Below are 20,196 nucleotides of genomic sequence, written 5' to 3' on the forward strand. Positions count from 1 at the left end.
GATGAAACGCGCCCTCCGCACGCTGGTTGCGGCAGGCACGGTGGCCGCCCTTGCCGCGGGCTGCTCGCTCTCCGGGACTACGGGGAACGACGCGCAGGCACCGGCGACGGTCACGCTCGTGACGCACGACTCGTGGCTCGCCCCGCAGGAGGTCCTCGACGCGTTCGAGCGGCAGTCCGGGATCAAGATCTCCGTGCTCAAGCAGGGGGACGCGGGCGCGCTGACCAACAAACTGGTGCTGACCAAGGCGAACCCGATCGGTGACGTCGCTTACGGCGTCGACTCGACGTTCGCTTCCCGCGCGCTCACCGAGGGCGTTTTCGAGCAGTACACCAGCCCGGAGGCCGATCGCGGCCCCCAGCGCTACTCCGTCGACCCCGAGCACCGGCTCTCCGCCGTCGACCTCGGCGACGTCTGCGTCAACATCGACACCCGGTACTTCACGGAGAAGGGGATCCCCGAGCCGAAGTCGTTCGCGGATCTGGCCGACGCCAAGTACAAGGACCTGATGGTCGCCGAGAGCCCCGCGACGTCGTCGCCGGGGCTGGCGTTCCTGCTCGGCACCGTCGCCCAGTTCGGCGAGCAGGGCTGGCAGGCGTACTGGTCGCAGCTGAAGGCCAACGGCCTCAAGACGGTCAGCGGCTGGGAAGAGGCCTACACCAAGGAGTTCTCCGGTTCCTCGGGCAAGGGCCCGAGGCCGATCGTCGTCTCCTACGCGTCTTCGCCCGCCGCCGAGCTCGGCGACGACGGCAAGCCGCGCACGAAGGCGCTGCTGGACACCTGCTACCGCCAGGTCGAGTACGCGGGTGTGCTGGCGGGCGGCAAGCAGGTCGAGAAGGCCCGCAAGGTCGTGGACTTCCTGCTGTCCCAGCAGTTCCAGGTGACCGTGGCGGCCAACATGTACGTGTACCCGGCACGCCAGGGCGTCGAACTCCCGCAGGGCTGGGCGCAGGCCGCGCCGCTGCCGCAGCAGCCGAAGACGCTCGAACCGGCCAAGATCCAGGCCGGGCGTGAGCAGTGGATCGCCCAGTGGCGCACGCTACTCGAAGGCTGAGCACGCCCAAGCTGACTTACCGGGGAACCGGGCTGGCCGCACTCGCCGTGCTGCCGCTCGGTTTCCTCGTGGTGTTCTTCGCCTGGCCGGTCGCGGCGATCATCGGCAGGGGTTTCGGTTCCGGCGGGGTCGGCACGGCCATCGGCGACCCGCTGACCTGGAAGCTCGCGGGATTCACCGTCGCCAGCGCCGGGGTTTCGACGATCGTCGCGGTGCTCGCGGGCTTGCCGGTCGCGTTCCTGCTCGCGCGGGTGCGGCTGCCGGGTGTCTCGCTGGTCCGGACCCTCGTGCTGGTGCCGTTCGTGCTGCCGACCGTCGTGGTCGGCCTGGCGTTCCGCGCGCTCTGGCCCGACGGCGGGCTGCTCCCGCTGGTACTGGCCAACGCCTTCTTCAACGTCGCAGTCGTCGCGCGTACGGTTTCCGGGCTGTGGAGCCATCTCGACCCGCGCACCGTGGACGCGGCGCGGGCGCTGGGCGCGTCGCCGTGGCGTGCCTTCCGTTCGGTGACCTTGCCCGCGCTCGCGCCCGCCATCGCCTCGTCGGCCGCTGTGGTGTTCCTGTTCTGCGCCACCAGTTTCGGGGTCGTGCTCATTCTCGGCGGGTCGAAGTTCCGGACCCTGGAGACCGAGATCTACCTGCGCACGGTCGACCTGCTCGACCTCTCCGGCGCGGCCGCGTTGTCACTCGTGCAGTTCGCGGCCGTCGTCGCCGCGCTCGTGGTGGGGGCGCTGGCCAGGCGCCGCCGGGAGAACGCGGTCCGGCTGCGTTCGCGGAGCGAGACCGCGCGGCGGCCCAGGGGTGGCGAGTGGTGGGCCGTCTCCGCCGGTCTCGCGGTGATCGCGCTCCTGATGACGCCGATCGTGGCACTGCTCCTCGAGTCGGTGTCCACTTCGGACGGTTGGAGCCTCGCGGGGTACGAAGCCCTCGCAGGGCAGGGCTCCCGTGGTGCGCTGCAGGTTTCGGGCTGGGACGCGGCGTCGATGTCGCTGCGGACGGCGTTCGACGCCACGATGCTCGCGATGATCGTCGGGGTACTGGCCTCGGTCGTGCTGGTGGCGTTGCGCCGCACACCGGGCAGGCTGGCGCGGGGGATGGGCGAGACGATGGACGCGGCGCTGATGCTGCCGCTGGGCGTGTCCGCGGTGACCGTCGGTTTCGGCTATCTCGTCACGCTCGACGCGCTGCCGGGCGATCTGCGGACGTCGCCGCTGCTGGTCCCGCTCGCGCAGGCTTTGGTGATCATCCCGTTGATCGTGCGGATGGTGCTGCCGGTGCTGCGGTCGGTCGACGTCCGGCTCCGGCAGGCCGCGTCGACCCTCGGCGCGAGTCCCGGCCGGGTGTGGCGGGAGATCGATCTCCCGCTGACGGCGCGTTCGCTGGTCGCGGCCGCCGGTTTCGGTTACGTGGTCGCGCTCGGCGAGTTCGGTGCGACGAGCTTCCTGGCCAGGCCGGACGCGCCGACGCTGCCCGTCGCCGTCGCGACGCTGATCTCGCGGCCGGGTGAGCTGAACAACCAGATGGCCTACGCGGCCTGCGCGCTGCTCATGATCGTGACCGTGGTGGCGGTGGTGCTGATCGACCGGTTCGGCGCGGTCCGCGGGCAGAATTCGGTAGGGGAGTTCTAGTGTCGCTGTCGGTACGGGATTTGACCGTCCACTATGGAGCTTTCGCGGCGGTGAAGGACGCCGGGCTGGACATCGCCGACGGCGAGGTGCTGGCGCTGCTCGGCCCGTCCGGTTCGGGGAAGTCGACGCTGCTGAGGGCGATCACCGGGCTGGAGCCGCTGACGTCGGGGACCGTGCGGTGGGACGGCGAGGACCTCTCCGGCGTCCCTGTGCACCGGCGGGAGTTCGGGCTGGTGTTCCAGGACGGGCAGCTGTTCCCGCACAAGGACGTCGCCTCGAACATCGCGTTCGGCCTGCGGATGCACGATGTCCCGCGCGCCGAGCACGCGGAGCGGGTCCGGGCGCTGCTCGACCTGGTCGGGCTCACCGGTTACGAGCGGCGGAGAGTCACCGAACTGTCCGGCGGGCAGGCACAACGGGTCGCGCTGGCCCGCGCGCTGGCGCCGGAACCGCGGCTCCTGCTGCTGGACGAACCACTGTCCGGTTTGGACGCCGGACTGCGCGAGCAGCTGGCGATCGATCTCGCGGCTTTGTTGCGGCGCAGCAAGATCACCGCGTTGCTGGTCACGCACGATCAGGAAGAGGCGTTCACTCTCGCGGATCGCGTCGCCGTCCTCGACGACGGCGAGATCCGGCAGGAGGGCGCGGTGCGCCGGGTCTGGCGGCAGCCGGTCGACGAGGGGGTGGCGCGGTTCCTCGGCGTCACCACGTTCGTCGACGGCGAGGCGTCCGGCGGGACGGTGCGGAGCGCGCTCGGCGAGGTCGTCTTGCCCGACGTCAAGGACGGCGCGGTGCGGCTGGGGCTGCGGCCGCACGGTCTGCGGGTCGCCACGGAAGGCGTCGAGGCCGAGGTCACCGCCGTGGTGCACCGGCGAGAGCACGTCCGGCTCGTGGTCACGATCGGTGATCTGTCCACTGTGGACGCCGTCGCGCCGGTGACCGCCGATCTGCGCCCCGGCGACACCGTGCGGCTGGCTCTGGACCCTGACGGCGTCGCCCAGCTCCCGCAAGTCGTCCTCTAGTTGCGGTAGTTCGTAAGCGCAACTACCGCAACTAGAGGACGAGTTGCGAGGGGGGTCTCAGCCGTCGCGGGTGGTGAGACGCGCGTAGGCGATCGAGAGCCCGATGGCGATGTAGCAAGCGGCGCGCAGCGCGCCCTCGCCGAGCAGTGTCGTGTCGATCGGATCCATCAGCACCGAAGCCGGTGCTTGCGCCCAGTCCTGGTTGAGCAGGAACGGATGCAACCACGAAACCGCGTCCAGGAAACCGAGGATGGTGAACACGATCGTCCCGGCCAGCACCGAGGCGACGACCAGCATCGGGTGTTCGGTGAACGCCGAGATCGCGAGCGCGACCGCGCCGACCGCCCAGAGCTGCAGGATCACCCACGCGGCCACGAACAGGATGCGGACCAGCGCGTCCCAGACGCTCAGCGTCGAGCCGGTGAGGGTGAACATCGAGTCGGCGCCGCTGATGATCAGCCCGGTGACGAAACCGGTGAAGGTCATGGCCAGTACGGCGATCGTCGAAACCGTCGCGACGCCGAACGCCTTGATCGCGAGCAGCCTGCCCCGGCCGACCGGGGCGATCAGCCAGCCGCGCAGCGTCCCGTGCGCCGCTTCGCCCGCGATCGCATCCGCCCCGGCCATCGCCGAAGCCAGCGGGAGCAGCAATCCCAGCGTCATCGTCAAGGCCGCGACAGGCAGGATGAACCCGTTGTTGACCGCGGTGGCGAGCAGCGCGCCGTCGCCGCTGCCGCCGCCGTTGGGATTGGCCGCCTCGTCGACGAGCGTCAGCGCGACCCCGATGACCACCGGGATCAGCGCGAGCAGCCCCAGCACGGCCAGCGTGCGGGGCCGCCGGAAGATCCAGCGCAGTTCGGCGCGGTACAACCGGAGCAGGCCGACACTGTCCTGGCCGGTCCGTGCCGCGGGTGCCGCGGCCAGAGCGTGCGTCACGACTCCCCCTCACCATCTACAGTGGACTCCGGCTGGGTCAGCCGGGCGAACAGGTCTTCCAGTCCGGTCCGTGCCCGCGCCGCCTCGTGCACGGCCACCCCGGCCGTCACCAGGTGACGCAGCACGTCGGGAGCTTCGGCGGCGGTGAGGTCCACGCGGACGCCGTCCGGCGTGAGCCTGCTGCCGATCCTGTTCTCCCGCAACGTTTCCACCGCGAGCTCGGCGTCCGGCGTCCGCACCAGCAGCGCCGCGTTCCCCGACTCCAGCAGTTCCGCGAGCTCGCCCTGGGCGATCACGTTCCCCGACTGGAGCACCGCGACGTGCGTGCAGGTCGCCTCGACCTCGGCCAGCAGATGCGAAGACACCAGCACGGTGACACCATCGGCGTGCAGTTCCTCGATGATCCGGCGGATCTCCCTGGTACCGGCCGGATCGAGACCGTTGGTCGGTTCGTCGAGCACGACCATCCGCCGCGGCACGAGCAGCGCGCTCGCCAGCCCCATCCGCTGCTTCATCCCCAGCGAATACCCCTTGTAGCGCCGGTTCGAGGCGTCGGTCAGGCCGACGCGCTCAAGCGCCGCGTCGACCGCGCCGGGGATTCCGGCCGCGGCCAGCCTCGGTTCGGCCGCGGCCACGCGCAGCAGGTTTTCCCGCCCGGAAAGAAAAGGGTGGAAGCCCGGCCCTTCGACCAGCGCGCCGACGTCGGGCAGCGCGTGCGCCGCCTCGTCGGGCATCTTCTTGCCGAAGAGTTCGACCTCGCCCTCGGTGGGGCGCACCAGACCGAGCAGCATCCGGATGGTCGTCGTCTTGCCCGAGCCGTTGGGGCCGAGCATCCCCAGCACGGCGCCTTCGGGAACGTCGAGGTCGACGTGGTCCACGGCCACCGTGCGGCCGTAGACCTTGCGCAGGCCCCTGGTGCGGGCCGCCATGGGTACCGCCGGGGCGGACGCCTCCTGCGAGACGCCCGTCCCGGCTTCGAACGTGGTGGTCACTTCGCGGCCAATGCCTCGAAGAGAACCTGCTCCGGCACCGCGCCGATGGCATAGCGGCCGTCGTCGGTCAGCACGCCGGTGCCGACCTTGGTGGTCACCAGCCAGCCGCTGCCCCAAGCGCCGCTGACCGGCTTGGCGAACCGCGAAAGCAACGCCTTCGGGTCGACCTGGCGGCCTTCCTCGTCCTTCGCGGAACCGGCCTTGGCCAGCGCGTCGGCCGGGATCTTGCCGGTGATCGCGGTGTCCCAGCCGTCGCCGACGACCTTGACCTCGGACTTCGCCTGCTCGGCCAGCTCACGGTTCTTCGGGTCGACCTCGGCGGTCTTCTCGGTCACCTTCGCGCCCTTCGGCGGGGTGAACTCGAAGTTCGACGCGGGCTGGTTCGCGAAGTTGATCTCGCTGAACGAAACCTCGAACGCCGGCGAGGAGGTGCCGTTGGCCAGCACCGTCAGCCGCAGCGGCATCCGGGTCTGCTCGTCGATCGCGACCCGGATCTCCCGCAGGAGCGTCCGCTCGGTCGGCTTCGGGGTCAGCACCAGCTCGTACGCCGACCGGTTCGCCACGGAGGACGTCCCGTCGACGGCGATCGTGCTGCTCTCACGCACCTTGCCGAGCAGCTCCGAAGCCACCGTGGCCGGGTCGACGGCCTTGCCCTCGACCTTGTTCTGGTGCTCCTTGGCCAGGCCGGCCGGGATGGTCACCTTGGTCGCGGAGTTGTCCTTGGAGTTGTACTCCCAGACGGACTGGCCGTTCTGGACGATGGTCTGCTGGCTGGAGCCCTCGGTGAGCGACACCTTGCTCTTGCCCGCGCCGTCGGTCGAGATCTGCGCCGAGTCGATGCTCAGTGCGGACGCCCCCGGCAGCGTGCTGCCGATCTGCGGCAGGCCGAGGTCGTTGTTGACCTTGACCTTCCCGTCGAACGCCGCCGGCTTCGCGTTGAGCGTGGACTGCACCAGCTCTTCGGCGCTGATCTGCGGCAAGACCGGAGCGTCACCCGCGGTGGCCGGCATCGCGACGACGGCGAGCCCGCCGACGCCCAGTGCCGTTCCCACCACCGCCGCGGTGATGGCCTTCCTCTTCGGATCCATGCTGTCTCTCCCTGTTTCCCCGGGCCCCAGTGTGCTCGGGTCTTGGCGACAACGCTTCCCCGGAAACGCTGAGATACCACTCAGACTCCGCCGTCGGAGCTGAGATGGCGCTGAGAGCTCGCGCGTGAGCTGGTGAAAGCGTGAATGATGAAGGACGTGAAACCTCGAGTACTGGTGGTCGACGACGAACCCGGCGTGCGCAAGGCACTGCAGCGCGGGCTGCGCGCCGAGGACATGGACGTGGTCACCGCGGCCGACGGGCCCAGCGGCCTGCGGCTCGCGCAGACGGGTTCCTTCGACGTCGTGCTGCTCGACATCATGCTCCCGGGTCTCTCCGGTTACCGCGTGCTCGAACGGCTGCGGGCGCTCGGCGTCACCACGCCGGTGCTGATGATCTCCGCGAAGGACGGCGAGGTCGATCAGGCCGACGGCCTCGACCTCGGCGCCGACGGCTACCTCGTGAAGCCGTTCTCGTTCGTCGTCCTGGTCGCGCAGGTGCGCGCGGTGCTGCGGCGGGCCACGCCGGACGCGATCCGCGGGCCGCTGCGGATCGGGGCGCTCGAAGTCGACCGGAGCCTGCGGCAGGTCCGCTACGACGGCATCGAGGTGGCGTTCAGCCCGCGCGAGTTCGCGCTGCTGGAGGTACTGGCCGGCCGCGCGGGAACGGTGGTCACCAAGGACGAGCTGCTGCGCGCCGTCTGGGGTGACGAACAGGCCGCGACCCGCAACGTCGTCGAGGTCTACGTCGGCTATGTGCGGCGCAAACTCGACGCCGTCGGAGCGGGCGCCCTGGTCCGGACCGTGCGGGGGCACGGATATCTGGCGTCGGACGCGCAGCTGGACGAAGTGATCGCCCCGGCGGGACAGGGGTGATCGGCTCGCCGTCTTGGTGGCGCCGCCGTTCGCTCCAGGTCCGGATCACCCTGCTCACGGCCGCGGTCACGCTCGGGTTCCTGCTCGGGCTGGCGGCGGTCGCCGGGGACAATCTCCAGCCGCTGCTCATCGGCTCGGTCGACGACGAACTGAGCGTCCAGCTCGAGACGGCGAAGACCGACGTCTCGGCAGGGCGGCAGCCGACGGCCTCGGCGGTCACCGTCCGTGTCCTCGACACCGGTGGCGGCCCGGTGGACGGCCTGCCACCCGCGAACCTCGGCCCCACGGAGGTCCGCGCGCTGAAGGCGGGGGAATCGGTCACGACCGGCGGTGAGCACAGCTGGCGCTGGGCGGGCACCGTGGTCACCGCGCCCGACGGACAGCAACGGCTCATCGTCGTGGGCGCGGGCCTGGTCGGCTTCGCGACCGCTGTGCATTCCGGTGGGCTGTGGCTGTTCGCGGTCGCGTCCGTGGGCGCGGTGGGCGCCGGGATCGCGACGTGGCTGCTGGTGCGGTTCGCGCTGCGGCCGGTGGCGCGGATGCGCGGGTCGGTGCGGGCGCTCCCGCCGGGCGCGCGGCTCCCGTTGCCGGATTCGCACGACGAACTCCGCGCGCTGGCCGAGGAGTTCAACGCCCTGCTGGCGCGGCAGGAAGAAGGCGCCGACCGGCTGCGGCGGTTCACCGGGGACGCCGCGCACGAGCTCCGCTCGCCGGTCGCGTCGATCCGTGTGCAGGCCGAGGTCGCCGTCACCAATCCCGACCCCGAGCTCGCCCAGGAGACGCTCTCCGACATCCTCGAAGAGGCGGAGCGGCTCTCCGCGCTGCTCGACGGGCTGCTGGCGCTGGCGAGGTCGGACGCGGGGGAGGTGCCGCCCACGGAACCTGTCGAGCTGGTGAGCGAGGTTCGGGCGGCCGTCGCGCGGATGCCCGCCGACGCGCCGGAGATCCGCGTGAGCGGCACTGCCGGGACGGCGTGGGCGCTGGCCACCCACGCCGAGGTCGAGCTGGTGCTGAGCAATCTGCTGCGCAACGCGGGCCGGTACGCGCGGGGGCAGATCGTCGTTTCGGTGCTGGCGGCGCGGTCCACCGTGCGGGTGGTGGTCGACGACGACGGGCCGGGTATCGCGCCGGAGCACCGGGAGCGGGTCTTCGACCGCTTCTACCGCGTTTCCGATTCGCGGGCGCGGTCCTCCGGCGGGACCGGGCTGGGGCTGGCGATGGTCGCGGAGGCCGTCCGGCGGCGCGGGGGCCGGGTGCGCGTCGGCGAATCACCCGATGGCGGGGCGCGGTTCCAGATCGTCTGGCAGGCGGCGCGGCCCAGCGGGGGGAGGGACCCCCCCCCCCGCTCCCACGAAAGGAGGGGGGACCCCCACGCCGGAGGGAGGGGTGGGGTGTGGGGGCAAGGATTGTAGGGAGGGGGCCGCAACAACTCATTGGCCTCCCCCTTCCCCCCGGCGAGGCGGGGGGACCCCCCCCCCCCCCCGCGGTCGTAGGGTGTGGCGCGTGGTGATCGTGGGTGCCGCCCTCGTGCGGAACGGACAGTTGCTGGCGCAGCAGCGGGCTTGGCCCGCCGACCACGCCGGGCAGTGGGAACTGCCGGGCGGGCGGGTCGAGGACGGCGAAAGCGACGAGGCCGCCCTGGCGCGTGAATGCCAGGAGGAGTTGGACGTCGCCGTGACGGTCGGGGGCCGGGTCGGCGACGACGTTCCGCTGCCGAACGGGAAGGTGCTGCGGATCTACGCCGCTTCGCTGGTCACCGCCGGAGCCGAGCCGCGGGCGGTGGAACACAAGGACGTCCGGTGGGTGTCCGCGCACGAGCTGGACGATCTCGACTGGCTTCCCGCGGACCGCGTCCTGCTCCCGGCTCTCCACGCCCTGCTACCTCCCGCGTGAAGGTCCCCTTCCCTCGGCTGAGCCGCGGGAAGGGGGCCTTCACGCGCGTTCAGCCCGCGCCGATGAGCCGCAGCGCGGACTGGAGCCGGTGCTCGCCGCGCTCCGCCGCCCGGACGGCACCCGCCTTGCGGACCCGCTCCAGCTCACCGGGGTCGGAGAGCAGTGCCAGCGCGCCCTCCCGGACCGGCCGCAGTTCCTCGATGAGCGCCTCGGCGACGGCCTCTTTCACCTGGCCGTAGGAGTCGTACCGGTCGGCAAGGACCTCGGGCTTCTCCTTGACGCACGCCGCGAGGATGTCCAGCAGGTTCGCCATCCCCGGCCGGGATTCCGGCGCGTAGGCGGGCTTGGACCCGCCGTCGGTCACCGCGCGTTTCACCTTCCGCCTGACCTGGTCTGCCTCGTCGAGGACGAAGACGACCCCGGCCTCCTCCCGCGTCGATTTCGACATCTTCCGCGTCGGCACGGCGAGGTCCATGATCCGCGCGCCGGCGGGCGGCAGCACCGCCTTCGGCATGGTGAACACGTCGCCGTAGGTGGAGTTGAACCGCTTCGCCAGCGTTCTCGCCAGTTCGACGTGCTGCCGCTGGTCCTCGCCGACCGGGACCTCGCCCGCGCCCTGCAGCAGGATGTCCGCCGCCATCAGCACCGGATAGGTCAGCAGGGACAGCCGGACGCCCGCCTGGCCCTTCGACTTCTCCTTGAACTGGATCATCCTGGCGGCCTCGCCGTAGTTGCAGGTGCACTCGAGGACCCAGTTGAGGGCGCCCAGCTCGCGGGCGATGTCGGACTGCACGAACACGCGGTCCGGCTCGATCCCGGCCGCGATCAGCACGGCCAGCTGCTCGGAAGCCATCGAGCGCAGCTTCGCCGGATTGTGCGAGTTCGTCATCGCGTGCAGGTCGGAGACGAAGTACAGGTCGTCCGGCCCGCCCTCGTCCGCCCAGCGCCGAATGGCCCCCAGGTGGTTCCCGACGTGGACGTGGCCGGACGGGGTGATCCCGGACAACCTGATCATCTGCCTTCTTCCTTCCGGATTCGGGCCGCCCCGGGGTCCGGGCACGAAAAAGGCCGCCCGGTGGGGCGGCCTGGTGGTGCGCTGGAGTGGTTCAGCGCAGGACTGCGGGGCCGCCGGAGGGCGGCCACCACTGGGCGTTCTGCGCGCGCATGCCCGTCATCCTACCCAGGTCCCGCAAGTAGTCCTCTTGTTGCGGTGGTTGGTGTCGAACTACCGCAACAAGAGGACTAAACGCGGGGGAGAAAAGGCGCGCGTCACTCATTCCGGGCACGTCGCGTCAACACTTCATATCGGCCGAGGCAGTACGCCCGTCATCTTGGCGATCCGGGTCTACCTTCATCTCATGTATGTCGTCCTGTTGACCTACACCGCGCCTATCGAAGAAGTCGACTACGTGCTCCCGGATCACGCCGACTGGCTGACCAAGCAGTACGAGCACGGGAATTTCCTCGCCTCCGGCAGGCGGAACCCCCGCGTCGGCGGCGTCATCATCACCAGGCCCATGGCCAGGGGAAAGCTGGACGCGATCCTCGCGACCGACCCCTTCTCGATCAAGCACATGGCCGCCTACGAGGTGATCGAATTCTCGCCGACCCGGACCGCGCCGGAACTGCGGGCGGTCAACGAGGCGGTGGTGCACTGACGATCTCCACGAGGCCGCTGTCAGGCCGCTTTCGCGATCTTCGTCTTCGCCTTTTTCAGGGCGAGAACGGGGCATTTTCCGCACCGTGACTTCGACCTGCAGCATTTCTTCTTGACCTTGCCGGACTTCATCCATTTGCGCACGAGCTTGTGCGGGTCGTCGGGAAGTTTCTTGCCCACTCGAGCTCCTCGTCGGACTACGTCGGCGACGCCTTCACGTTAGGTGAGGCTAACCGATCTTGGGGCGTGGGGGTGCTCACAGTTCGGCTACAGGTACCCTGGTGTGGTCTGCGTATGGCCAAAGTCGGCCGACGTTACTCGATCGCGTGAGTGAGCACTCGAGGCGGCGCGGGCACCACACCCGAACTTGAAACCTTTGGAGCCTTCGCGTGCCCGCAGCCAGCGCCACCGCAGTCGATGCCGGCCGCCATTCCGGCAAGACCCGGCCCGACCTGCGCAACGTCGCCATCGTCGCACACGTCGACCACGGCAAGACGACCCTCGTCGACGCCATGCTCCGGCAGTCCGGCGCCTTCGAGGAGCGCGCCGAACTCGTCGACCGCGTGATGGACTCCGGGGAACTCGAGCGGGAAAAGGGCATCACCATTCTCGCGAAGAACACCTCCATCCACCGCGAGACCGAGAACGGCCCGGTGACCATCAACGTCATCGACACCCCCGGCCACGCCGACTTCGGCGGCGAGGTCGAACGTGGACTGGCCATGGTCGACGGCGTCGTCCTGCTGGTCGACGCCAGTGAGGGTCCGCTCCCGCAGACCCGGTTCGTCCTGCGCAAGACCCTCGAAGCCGGCCTGCCGGTGATCCTCGTGGTCAACAAGACCGACCGTCCCGACGCCCGGATCTCCGAGGTCGTCGAGGAGACCCACGACCTGCTGCTCGACCTGGCGGGCGACATCGAGGACGCCGACCTCGACGCGATCCTCGACCTGCCGGTCGTGTTCGCCTCCGCGCGAGCGGGCAAGGCGAGCCTCGAGCAGCCCGCCGACGGCGCGGTGCCCGAGAGCGAGAACCTCGACCCGCTGTTCGAGACCCTGCTGCGTCACGTGCCGCCGCCCTTCGCGGACCGGGAAGGCCCGCTGCGCGCGCTGGTCACGAACCTCGACGCGTCGAACTTCCTCGGCCGGATCGCGCTGATCCGCATCCACTCCGGCAACCTGCGCAAGGGCCAGACCGTGGCCTGGATGCGCGAGGACGGCACCATCCAGAACGTCCGGATCTCCGAACTGCTCGTCACCGAGGCGCTCACCCGCGTCCCGGCGACCGAGGCCAGCGCGGGCGAACTGGTCGCCATCGCGGGCATCCCCGAGATCACCATCGGCGACACGCTGGCCGACGTCGAGAACCCCGAGGCGCTGCCCCGGATCGCCGTCGACGAGCCCGCCATCTCGATGACCATCGGTGTCAACACCTCGCCGCTGGCCGGCCGCAGCGGCGGCGACAAGGTCACCGCCCGTCTGGTCAAGGCCCGCCTCGACCAGGAGCTGATCGGTAACGTCAGCATCAAGGTGCTGCCGACCGAGCGTCCCGACACCTGGGAGGTCCAGGGCCGTGGCGAGCTGGCGCTGGCGATCCTCGTCGAGCAGATGCGCCGCGAGGGCTTCGAGCTGACAGTCGGCAAGCCGCAGGTGGTCACCCGGATGATCGACGGCAAGCTGCACGAGCCGTTCGAGCGCCTGTCGATCGACTCCCCGGAGGAGCACCTCGGCGGCATCACGCAGCTGCTGGCCGCTCGCAAGGGCCGCATGGAGCACATGGGCGGGCACGGCTCGGGCCGGATCAAGCTCGACTACGTCCTCCCGGCGCGCGGCCTGATCGGCTTCCGCACCGACTTCCTCACCGAGACCCGCGGCACCGGTATCGCGAACCACGTCTTCGAGGGCTACTTCCCGTGGGCGGGCGAGATCCGCACCCGCCACTCCGGTTCCTTGGTCGCGGACCGCTCCGGCCCGATCACCGCGTACGCGATGATCCAGCTGGCCGACCGCGGCACCTTCTTCGTCGAGCCGGGCGCCGAGGTGTACGAGGGCATGGTCGTGGGCGAGAACCCGCGCGCCGAGGACCTCGACATCAACATCACCAAGGAGAAGAAGCTGACGAACATGCGTCAGTCCTCCGCCGACGTGATGGAGACGCTGGCCCGCCCGCGCAAGATGGGCCTGGAAGAGGCCCTGGAGTTCTGCTCCGTCGACGAATGCGTCGAGGTCGCCCCCGACGTCGTCCGGATCCGCAAGGTCACGCTGGACGTCAACCAGCGGGCTAAGGAGCGCAACCGCAACAAGAACCGCGGCTAGTCTCCGCGCGCAGACGTAAACGCGCCGAAGGGGCGTCGACCCGCTTCAACCTCTGGTTGGGCGGGGAGGCGCCCCTTCATCGCGTTTCCGTGGGAAGGGGCGCTTGCTCACTCAACGTGAGCAAGCGCCCTTCGTCATTCCGGGGGTTCCGGCGGTCACGCACCGTATTCGATCGGGTGTTTCCGGTGAAAAGGAGTCCTTTCCCGACAATTCCGAGGACGAAGTCGTTCTCCTTTTTGGACGGTGTTCACAACGCCGGAACGGTCTTCCCCGGCCGCGAGAGTGCGGTCCCGAGAACGCCGCCGTGAAAACGCGGGATCCTAAATGCGTCCGATGAGGACTCGTCGGAGAGCTTCCCTTCGGTAAACGACGCGAGAACGGCACCGGCGAAGTGATCACGATCGTTTTGCCATGAATCGTCCGGTGGCGAACATTCCGGCGGGCGTTCCGGAATGTTCCGGGCTCGCGGAACCGATTTCCGGCGCGTTCCGGCGGCCGTTCGCGGCACCGAAAAGTTTCCTTCGGCCCGGCCAGGGAACCTCCCGGGGCTCCCGGACGTCCACCGGAGGGGCGGCATCCGGTCGGGCGACGGCCGGGCCGATATGGGAATCTCGCTGTCAAGGCCGTGCCGGGCGTGGTAGCTCTATGGCGGCGGGGCGAGGGACAAACCAGGAGGATTCAGGCGTGCGGGTAGTGAACACAGCGGCGCCCATACTGGCGTGCGCGGCCGTGCTCCTCGCTGCTTGCAGCAACACCCCGCCCCCGCCCGTGGTTAGCTCCTCAGCCTCCCCTGTGAGCACTTCGACCACGAAGGCGCCTTCGCAGGTCGTCGTGGGTGTCGACGACGTTCTCGGCGGCTACAACCCGCACAACCTCGCCGATGCCTCCCAGGTGACGTCCGCGCTCTCGCAGCTGCTGCTCCCGTCGGTGTTCCGCCCGAAGGACGACGGCAGCTTCGAGCTGGACAAGAACCTGATGAAGTCCGCCGAGGTCGTCTCGCAGCAGCCGTTCACGGTCGCCTACACGATCCGGCCGGACGCCTCCTGGTCCGACAGCGCGCCGATCGCCGCCGAGGACTTCGCCTACCTCCGCGAGGCGATGCGCGATCAGCCCGGCGTCATCGGCGCCGCGGGCTACCGGCTGATCTCCGACATCCAGTCGCGTGAAGGCGGCAAGCGCGTCGAAGTCACCTTCGGCAAGCCGTACCCGGGCTGGCAGACGCTCTTCAACAACCTCCTGCCCGCGCACCTGCTCAAGGACGCCCCGAACGGCTGGCAGGGCGCGCTGGCGAGCACGTTCCCGGCCGTCGCCGGGCCGTACTCGATCAAGGGGCTCGACACGGCGCGCGGAGAGGTCGTCCTGGAGCGCAACGAGCGCTACTGGGAGAAACCCTCCGCACTGGACCGGATCGTGCTCCGTGCGGCCGATCAGGACGGCACACTGGCCGCTCTGCGCAGCGGCAACGACCAGTTCGTGATGACCAGGACCGACGGCACCGGTCTCAAACGGCTCGGCGAGCTCGGTTCCGCGGTCCAGCTGCACACGGTCGCCCGCCCCACGGTCGCGCAGATCCTCCTGCGGCCGGTGAGCCCGACGCTGTCGGATCCGAAGGTGCGCGAAGGCGTCACCGCGCTGATCGACCGGGGCAAGCTGATCACCGAGGCGGCGGAGGGCGGCCCGTCGGACAAGCTCCGCGCCGACGCCCAGGTCCGCGTCCCGTCGGCCACCGGCTTCCAGCCCACGATTCCGGCGCCCGGCCCGCCGTCGACGGCCGATCCGGCCAGGGGCGAGGAGCTGCTCAAATCCGCCGGGTACACCAAGGAAGTCGGGACCTGGCGCAAGAACGGGAAGAACCTTTCGCTGGTCGTGGCCTCACCCGCCAAGCAGGAGCCGTACGCGACGATCGCCAAGGAGCTGACGGCGCAACTGGTGGCCGCGGGGATCGAGGTCAACGCGATCGCGCCGCAGCCGAGGGAGCTGTTCTCGACCCTGCTGGCCATGCCGGTGCTCAACGGGATCCAGCAGACGACGCCGGAGGGCGCGGGCAACGTCGGCATCGACATCGCCGTGATCGGCCAGGTCACCGGCGGTGCGGACGTCGCGTCGGCGCTGGCGTCCACCTTCGGCTGCCGCCCCGATCAGCTCACCGAGAAGACCAAGGCCGTCGTCCCGGGGAACCCGCTGGGCTTCTGCGACCCGGCCCTGCAGCCGTCGATCGACGCCGCGCTGACCGGCACCACGCCGGTCGTCGACACGCTTTCGACCCTGGAACCGGAATTGTGGCGTCGGAATGTTGCCATTCCGTTGTTCCAGCTGGCCGATACCCTGGCCATCGGCTCTGGTATTTCCGGAGTAACCGCAGGTCCTCCTATGGTGGGCCCTTTCGGGTCGGCGGTGAACTGGACGCGCGGTCCGAAGTAGCCGATTCGAGTCGAAGTTCGCCCCTGGAGGGTGACCTTTCCCGGCACGTTCGAGTGGCCGACTGATTCCTCCAGGTAACCACTGTATTTCTCGATGTCAGCCGCAAGTTACCCTTTGGTCACGATCCCCCCGTAACTGGTGACTGTTCGTGCATTTCCTTTCTAGCGTGCACCCGCAGTGCGCCAAATGAGTGTTGCTTGGCGTGTCATAGGCTCCGGGCCATCTCACCGGAGCGGTGTGGGGTCCTGTTCCGATCTCAGGAGCCCAGTGCTAGGAGGGCACACTTCATGAGGAAGTCCAAGGCAGTCTCCGCCTGGTCGCTCGTCGCGGCCTCCGCGCTTGTGCTGAGCGCATGCAGCGGTGGCGACAGCGGCAGTACCGACCAGAACGGGTCGTCGACCGACATCAAGAGCATGGCGGTCGGCAAGGCGCAGAACGGCGAAAACTTCAAACTCGCGGACACCCCGGGGTACGAAGGCACCGTCACGGTGGGCATCGATGACGGGTACTCGGGCTACAACAACGACACGCCTGACACCAACTCGTCGTACAACACCTACATCTTGACTGCCGTGCTCGCCGGTGCCGACGTGCTCGACGGCAACAACAAGGTGCTGCTGAACAACGACGTTTTCGACTCCTGGGAGGTCACCACCAAGGAGCCGCAGACCGTCGTTTACAAGATCAAGCCGAACGTCAAGTGGTCCGACGACGCGGCGTTCGACTGTGACGACATGTACCTGTCGTGGCTGGCGCACAGCGGCAAGGCGAAGACCGCGGACGGCAAGCAGGCCTTCCTCGCGGCCTCGACCACCGGTTACTCGCTGATCAACGAGGCGACCTGCAAGGACGACCTCACCTTCGAGACCAAGTACACCGAGCCGTACCTGGACTACAAGGGTCTGTTCAACTCGACCGCGATCATGCCCGCGCACATCATCGAGAAGAACACGAACATCCCCGACATCACCAAGCTGGCCCCGACCGGCGACGCGGCGCAGCTGACCGCCGCCGGCAAGTTCTGGTCGAACGACTTCAAGGGCTTCAAGGCCGAGAACATGCCGGCGTCCGGCCCGTACAAGATCACCGCGTTCGACGCCAACCAGAAGGCCGTCACGCTCGAGAAGAACCCGAAGTGGATCGGTGGCAAGGGTGGCCCCTCCAAGATCGTCGTGAGGGCGATGGAGGACACCAAGGCCATGGCGACCGCGCTGCAGAACGGTGAGATCGACGTCGCGGCGTCGACCCAGCCGGACGCCACCGCGGCCAACACCCTCAAGAGCCTTTCGGCTCAGGGCGTGACCTACGGTTCGGGCTCGCAGCTGACCTTCGAGCACTTCGACTTGAACTACAAGAAGATCTTCGCGGACAAGTCGCTGCGCAAGGCGTTCTTCGAGGTGGTCAACCGCCAGGAGATCACCGACAAGCTGCTCAAGGAAGTCCAGGCCGACGCGACCCCGCTGAACAGCATCGTGTTCATGCCGGGCGAGCAGGGCTTCAAGGACCTGTACGGCAGCAAGGCCGGTCTCGGCGCCGAGGCCGCCGCCAAGACGCTGACCGAGGCCGGCTGGGCCAAGGGCGCTGACGGCATCTTCGCCAAGGACGGCAAGCGCGCTTCGTTCAAGATCTCGCACAACCAGAACGCCCGCCGGACGCAGACCGTCGAGATCGTGATCTCGCAGGCCAAGCTCGCCGGTATCGAGATCACCGACGAAACCGACGCCAACTTCCTGAAGGGTGGCCGTCTCGCGGCCGGCGACTACGACGTCGCGCTCTTCGGCTGGTCGGCCGCTCCGTTCAAGGCCGAGCAGAAGTCGATCTACATCACCCGGGTCGACGACAGCAGCCAGAACTACCAGGGCCTGTCCAACCCGACGATCGACTCGGCGTTCGAGGCGGCCGTGAAGGCCACCGACGAGGCCGTGCAGCTGGAGAACTACCAGAAGGCAGACCAGGCGATCGCGGACGAGTACGCGACGCTGCCGCTGTTCCAGACCCCGTCCATGTGGGCGTTCAAGGGCATCGACCGCACTTACATGCAGTCGTACAACGGTGTCCTGTGGAACGTCGGTGAGTGGGAGCAGAAGAAGTAGGGTCTAGGCCCGCTTTTTCTCACCATTCGCCTACGCGATCCTGGTGGTACGGGGCCCGGTCAAAAGCCGGGCCCCGTACCCGCCGGAAGTAGCTGTTGACCGTAGGGTTACCGCCACTACGGTGGACAACCGGGCAGCGGTCCAGTACTTCGGCGGCCAGGCCCGGATGAGGAGCAGTTCGTTGAACCTGGTGATCTACATCCTTCGCCGTCTGGCGATCTCGATCCCCGTCCTGCTGGTCGGGACTTTTCTGTGTTTCATCATGGTCGCCGGCACGGGCGACCCGCTGGGTGAGCTGAGAAGCAACCCCGCCATGAGTCCGGAGACCTTGAACCAGATCGCGAGTCAGCTCGGTCTGGACAAGAACATCGTTCTCCGGTACTTCGACTGGCTCGGCAGCTTCGTGAGCGGGGACTGGGGCATTTCGATCGCCCAGGGCAACGCGCTGGCCCCGGTGTTCCCGAAGGTCATGGCCGCGTTCGAGGTCACCGCCAAGCTCGTCGTCGGCGCGGAACTGCTCGCGCTGGTCCTCGGCGTCCTCGTCGGTGTCGTCGCCGCTGTCAAGCAGTACTCGATCATCGACTACATCGCGACGACGCTGGCGTTCCTGCTGTTCTCGATGCCGATCTTCTGTGTCGCGATCGTCCTCAAGGGATACGCGATCCAGTTCAACGGCTGGGTCCGGGACCTGGGACTGTCCGATGTGCTCGGTAATCCCTGGATTCGCACCACGAGCCCTGAATCGTTGAACTTCGACGGTCCAGGCGGGTTCCTGGCCAGTTACGTGGGCGCCTACCTGTTGCCGACGCTGTCCATCATGGCGATCAGCTTCGCCGCGTACAGCCGGTTCCAGCGGGCCTCGATGCTGGAGACGCTGAACGCCGACTACGTCCGGACCGCGCGGGCCAAGGGCCTCGCCAACGGGCGGGTCATCTTCCGCCACGCGTTCCGGAACGCCCTGATCCCGGTGACCACGTTGTTCTCCGTCAACTTCGGTGCCGTGCTCTCGGGCGCGATCATCACCGAGTCGGTGTTCAACTGGAACGGCATGGGTAAGTTGCTCGTAGAAGCCGTGACCAAGAGCGATCCCCAGGTGATGATGGGCTGGCTGGTGGTCATCGCCACGAGCATCATCATCGCCAACCTGATCGCCGACCTGATGTACGGCATCCTGGACCCGAGGATTCGCGTTGGCTGACTTGAATTCCCTAATCACGGCGGACAACGCCGAAGGCAAGCTTTCCCCGGAAGCGCTGCCCGAGCCCCGGAGTCAGGGCAAGCTGGTCCTGCGCAAGTTCCTGCGGCACAAGCTGGCCATGATCTGTACGGCGATCCTGCTGATCCTCGTGCTGACCGTGATCATCATGCCGATCTTCTGGCCGTACGACTACGAGGACAGTTCCTTCCCGTCCTTCGCGAAGCCCAGCGGGGATTACCCGCTCGGGACGACGCAGGTCGGCAAGGAGATGGTGTCGCAGATCCTGCGCGGTACCCAGTACTCGCTCCTGATCGCGCTCATCGTGTCGATCGTCGCCACCACCATCGGCACCGTTTTCGGGGCCATGGCGGGGTATCTGCGCGGGTTCACCGATTCGGCGATCTCGCGGGTGACGGACCTGTTCCTGATCGTCCCGCAGATCGCCGCGGCCGCGATCCTGGCGAAGGTGTTCGGCGGTGGTGCCTGGTACATCGTCGCGATGGTGCTGGCGGCCTTCGGCTGGATGTCGATCGCCCGTATCGCCAGGGCCGAGTCGATGTCCCTGTCCCAGCGCGAGTTCGTGGACGCCGCTCGCGCGTCCGGCGCCGGGACGATGCACATCGTGTTCAAGCACCTGGTGCCGAACATGGTCGGTCTCATCACGGTCAACGCGACCCTCGCGGTCGCGCAGGCCGTGCTGATCGAGGCGGCGCTGTCCTTCATCGGGCTGGGGGTGCAGCTGCCGGACACCTCGCTCGGCCGCGTCATCCTCGAGAACTACTCGCAGCTGCAGAACCGGCCAGCGCTGTTCTTCGGCCCGTTCGTCGTGCTGGTGCTGATCTCGCTGACGATCAACTTCATCGGTGACGGCCTGCGGGACGCTTTCGACCCGCGGCAGCGCCGGATGAAGGCGTAACACCTGCTTTAGCGGGGGGAGGGGACCCCCCCCCCGCCCCCCCACGGAAAAAGGGGATTCACCAGCCTTAGGGGGGGTGGGGTGATGGCTTGTCCCCCCCTCCTCTTTTCCCTCAA

17 protein-coding genes are annotated in these 20,196 nt (G+C 68.6%); 12 read left to right on the forward strand and 5 right to left on the reverse strand.

The genetic code is table 11. From position 1 onward, the window contains the following. Position 1 precedes the first annotated feature (1 nt). The 3 genes from ACZ5IK_RS04455 to ACZ5IK_RS04465 are packed head-to-tail and all read left to right on the forward strand — an operon-like array spanning position 2 to position 3,701. Positions 2-1,054 carry a thiamine ABC transporter substrate-binding protein gene (locus ACZ5IK_RS04455; RefSeq protein WP_465486524.1) on the forward strand — a complete coding sequence of 351 codons (1,053 nt, stop codon included), beginning with the start codon at positions 2-4 and terminating at the stop codon, positions 1,052-1,054. A gap of 11 nt (positions 1,055-1,065) precedes the next feature. Beyond that, entirely contained in the window at positions 1,066-2,679 is a 1,614-nt protein-coding gene (locus tag ACZ5IK_RS04460; protein WP_465486702.1) for an ABC transporter permease, read from the forward strand. After that, entirely contained in the window at positions 2,679-3,701 is a 1,023-nt protein-coding gene (locus tag ACZ5IK_RS04465; RefSeq protein ID WP_465486525.1) for an ABC transporter ATP-binding protein, read from the forward strand. Before ACZ5IK_RS04460 ends, ACZ5IK_RS04465 begins: the two co-directional genes overlap by 1 nt. Positions 3,702-3,758: 57 nt before the next feature. On the opposite strand, the gene ACZ5IK_RS04470 is transcribed toward ACZ5IK_RS04465, so the two are convergent. Genes ACZ5IK_RS04470 through ACZ5IK_RS04480 form a run of 3 tightly spaced genes read right to left on the reverse strand, consistent with a single transcriptional unit; the run spans position 3,759 to position 6,717 of the window. Further along, the gene (locus tag ACZ5IK_RS04470) at positions 3,759-4,637 is read right to left on the reverse strand and encodes an ABC transporter permease (RefSeq protein ID WP_465486526.1); all 879 of its coding nucleotides are present in this window, start codon (positions 4,635-4,637) and stop codon (positions 3,759-3,761) included. Then, complete coding sequence (locus tag ACZ5IK_RS04475; protein WP_465486527.1) at positions 4,634-5,629, reverse strand: ABC transporter ATP-binding protein; 996 nt, start codon at positions 5,627-5,629, stop codon at positions 4,634-4,636. The genes ACZ5IK_RS04470 and ACZ5IK_RS04475 overlap by 4 nt, the downstream gene beginning before the upstream one ends. Further along, entirely contained in the window at positions 5,626-6,717 is a 1,092-nt protein-coding gene (locus tag ACZ5IK_RS04480) for a LolA family protein (RefSeq protein ID WP_465486528.1), read from the reverse strand. The genes ACZ5IK_RS04475 and ACZ5IK_RS04480 overlap by 4 nt, the downstream gene beginning before the upstream one ends. Before the next feature lie 144 nt (positions 6,718-6,861). Between ACZ5IK_RS04480 and ACZ5IK_RS04485 the strand changes: the two genes are divergently transcribed. From ACZ5IK_RS04485 to ACZ5IK_RS04495, 3 genes are all read left to right on the forward strand, one after another. Next, positions 6,862-7,590, forward strand: coding sequence for a response regulator transcription factor (locus ACZ5IK_RS04485; RefSeq protein ID WP_101610470.1), 729 nt, complete (start codon positions 6,862-6,864; stop codon positions 7,588-7,590). Then, complete coding sequence (locus ACZ5IK_RS04490; RefSeq protein ID WP_465486529.1) at positions 7,587-9,002, forward strand: ATP-binding protein; 1,416 nt, start codon at positions 7,587-7,589, stop codon at positions 9,000-9,002. Before ACZ5IK_RS04485 ends, ACZ5IK_RS04490 begins: the two co-directional genes overlap by 4 nt. A gap of 91 nt (positions 9,003-9,093) precedes the next feature. Continuing rightward, positions 9,094-9,483 (forward strand): (deoxy)nucleoside triphosphate pyrophosphohydrolase, encoded by a 390-nt coding sequence (locus ACZ5IK_RS04495; RefSeq protein WP_465486530.1) that lies wholly within the window; start codon positions 9,094-9,096, stop codon positions 9,481-9,483. Between the two features lie 49 nt (positions 9,484-9,532). Here ACZ5IK_RS04495 and trpS read toward each other — a convergent pair whose 3' ends face one another. After that, positions 9,533-10,498, reverse strand: coding sequence for a tryptophan--tRNA ligase (gene trpS / locus ACZ5IK_RS04500; protein WP_101610468.1), 966 nt, complete (start codon positions 10,496-10,498; stop codon positions 9,533-9,535). A 343-nt stretch (positions 10,499-10,841) separates the two neighbouring features. Between trpS and ACZ5IK_RS04505 the strand changes: the two genes are divergently transcribed. Further along, positions 10,842-11,141, forward strand: a complete 300-nt coding sequence (locus ACZ5IK_RS04505) for a YciI family protein (RefSeq protein WP_101613497.1) — start codon at positions 10,842-10,844, stop codon at positions 11,139-11,141. A 20-nt stretch (positions 11,142-11,161) separates the two neighbouring features. On the opposite strand, the gene ACZ5IK_RS04510 is transcribed toward ACZ5IK_RS04505, so the two are convergent. Continuing rightward, positions 11,162-11,320, reverse strand: a complete 159-nt coding sequence (locus ACZ5IK_RS04510) for a hypothetical protein (RefSeq protein ID WP_007028942.1) — start codon at positions 11,318-11,320, stop codon at positions 11,162-11,164. Between the two features lie 209 nt (positions 11,321-11,529). Here ACZ5IK_RS04510 and typA point away from each other — a divergent pair, with 209 nt between their 5' ends. The 5 genes from typA (at position 11,530) to ACZ5IK_RS04535 (ending at position 20,080) form a co-directional block, all read left to right on the forward strand. Next, positions 11,530-13,452: a translational GTPase TypA gene (gene typA / locus ACZ5IK_RS04515; protein ID WP_101610467.1), complete on the forward strand. Its 1,923-nt coding sequence runs from the start codon at positions 11,530-11,532 to the stop codon at positions 13,450-13,452. 711 nt (positions 13,453-14,163) lie between these two features. Further along, positions 14,164-15,873, forward strand: a complete 1,710-nt coding sequence (locus ACZ5IK_RS04520) for an ABC transporter family substrate-binding protein (protein WP_465486703.1) — start codon at positions 14,164-14,166, stop codon at positions 15,871-15,873. 287 nt (positions 15,874-16,160) lie between these two features. Then, positions 16,161-17,966: an ABC transporter family substrate-binding protein gene (locus tag ACZ5IK_RS04525; RefSeq protein WP_465486531.1), complete on the forward strand. Its 1,806-nt coding sequence runs from the start codon at positions 16,161-16,163 to the stop codon at positions 17,964-17,966. 181 nt (positions 17,967-18,147) lie between these two features. Next, entirely contained in the window at positions 18,148-19,164 is a 1,017-nt protein-coding gene (locus ACZ5IK_RS04530) for an ABC transporter permease (protein WP_101613496.1), read from the forward strand. A gap of 1 nt (position 19,165) precedes the next feature. Further along, positions 19,166-20,080, forward strand: a complete 915-nt coding sequence (locus ACZ5IK_RS04535; protein ID WP_465486704.1) for an ABC transporter permease — start codon at positions 19,166-19,168, stop codon at positions 20,078-20,080. Positions 20,081-20,196 lie beyond the last annotated feature (116 nt).

The organism is Amycolatopsis sp. NPDC031561, assembly GCF_055580625.1.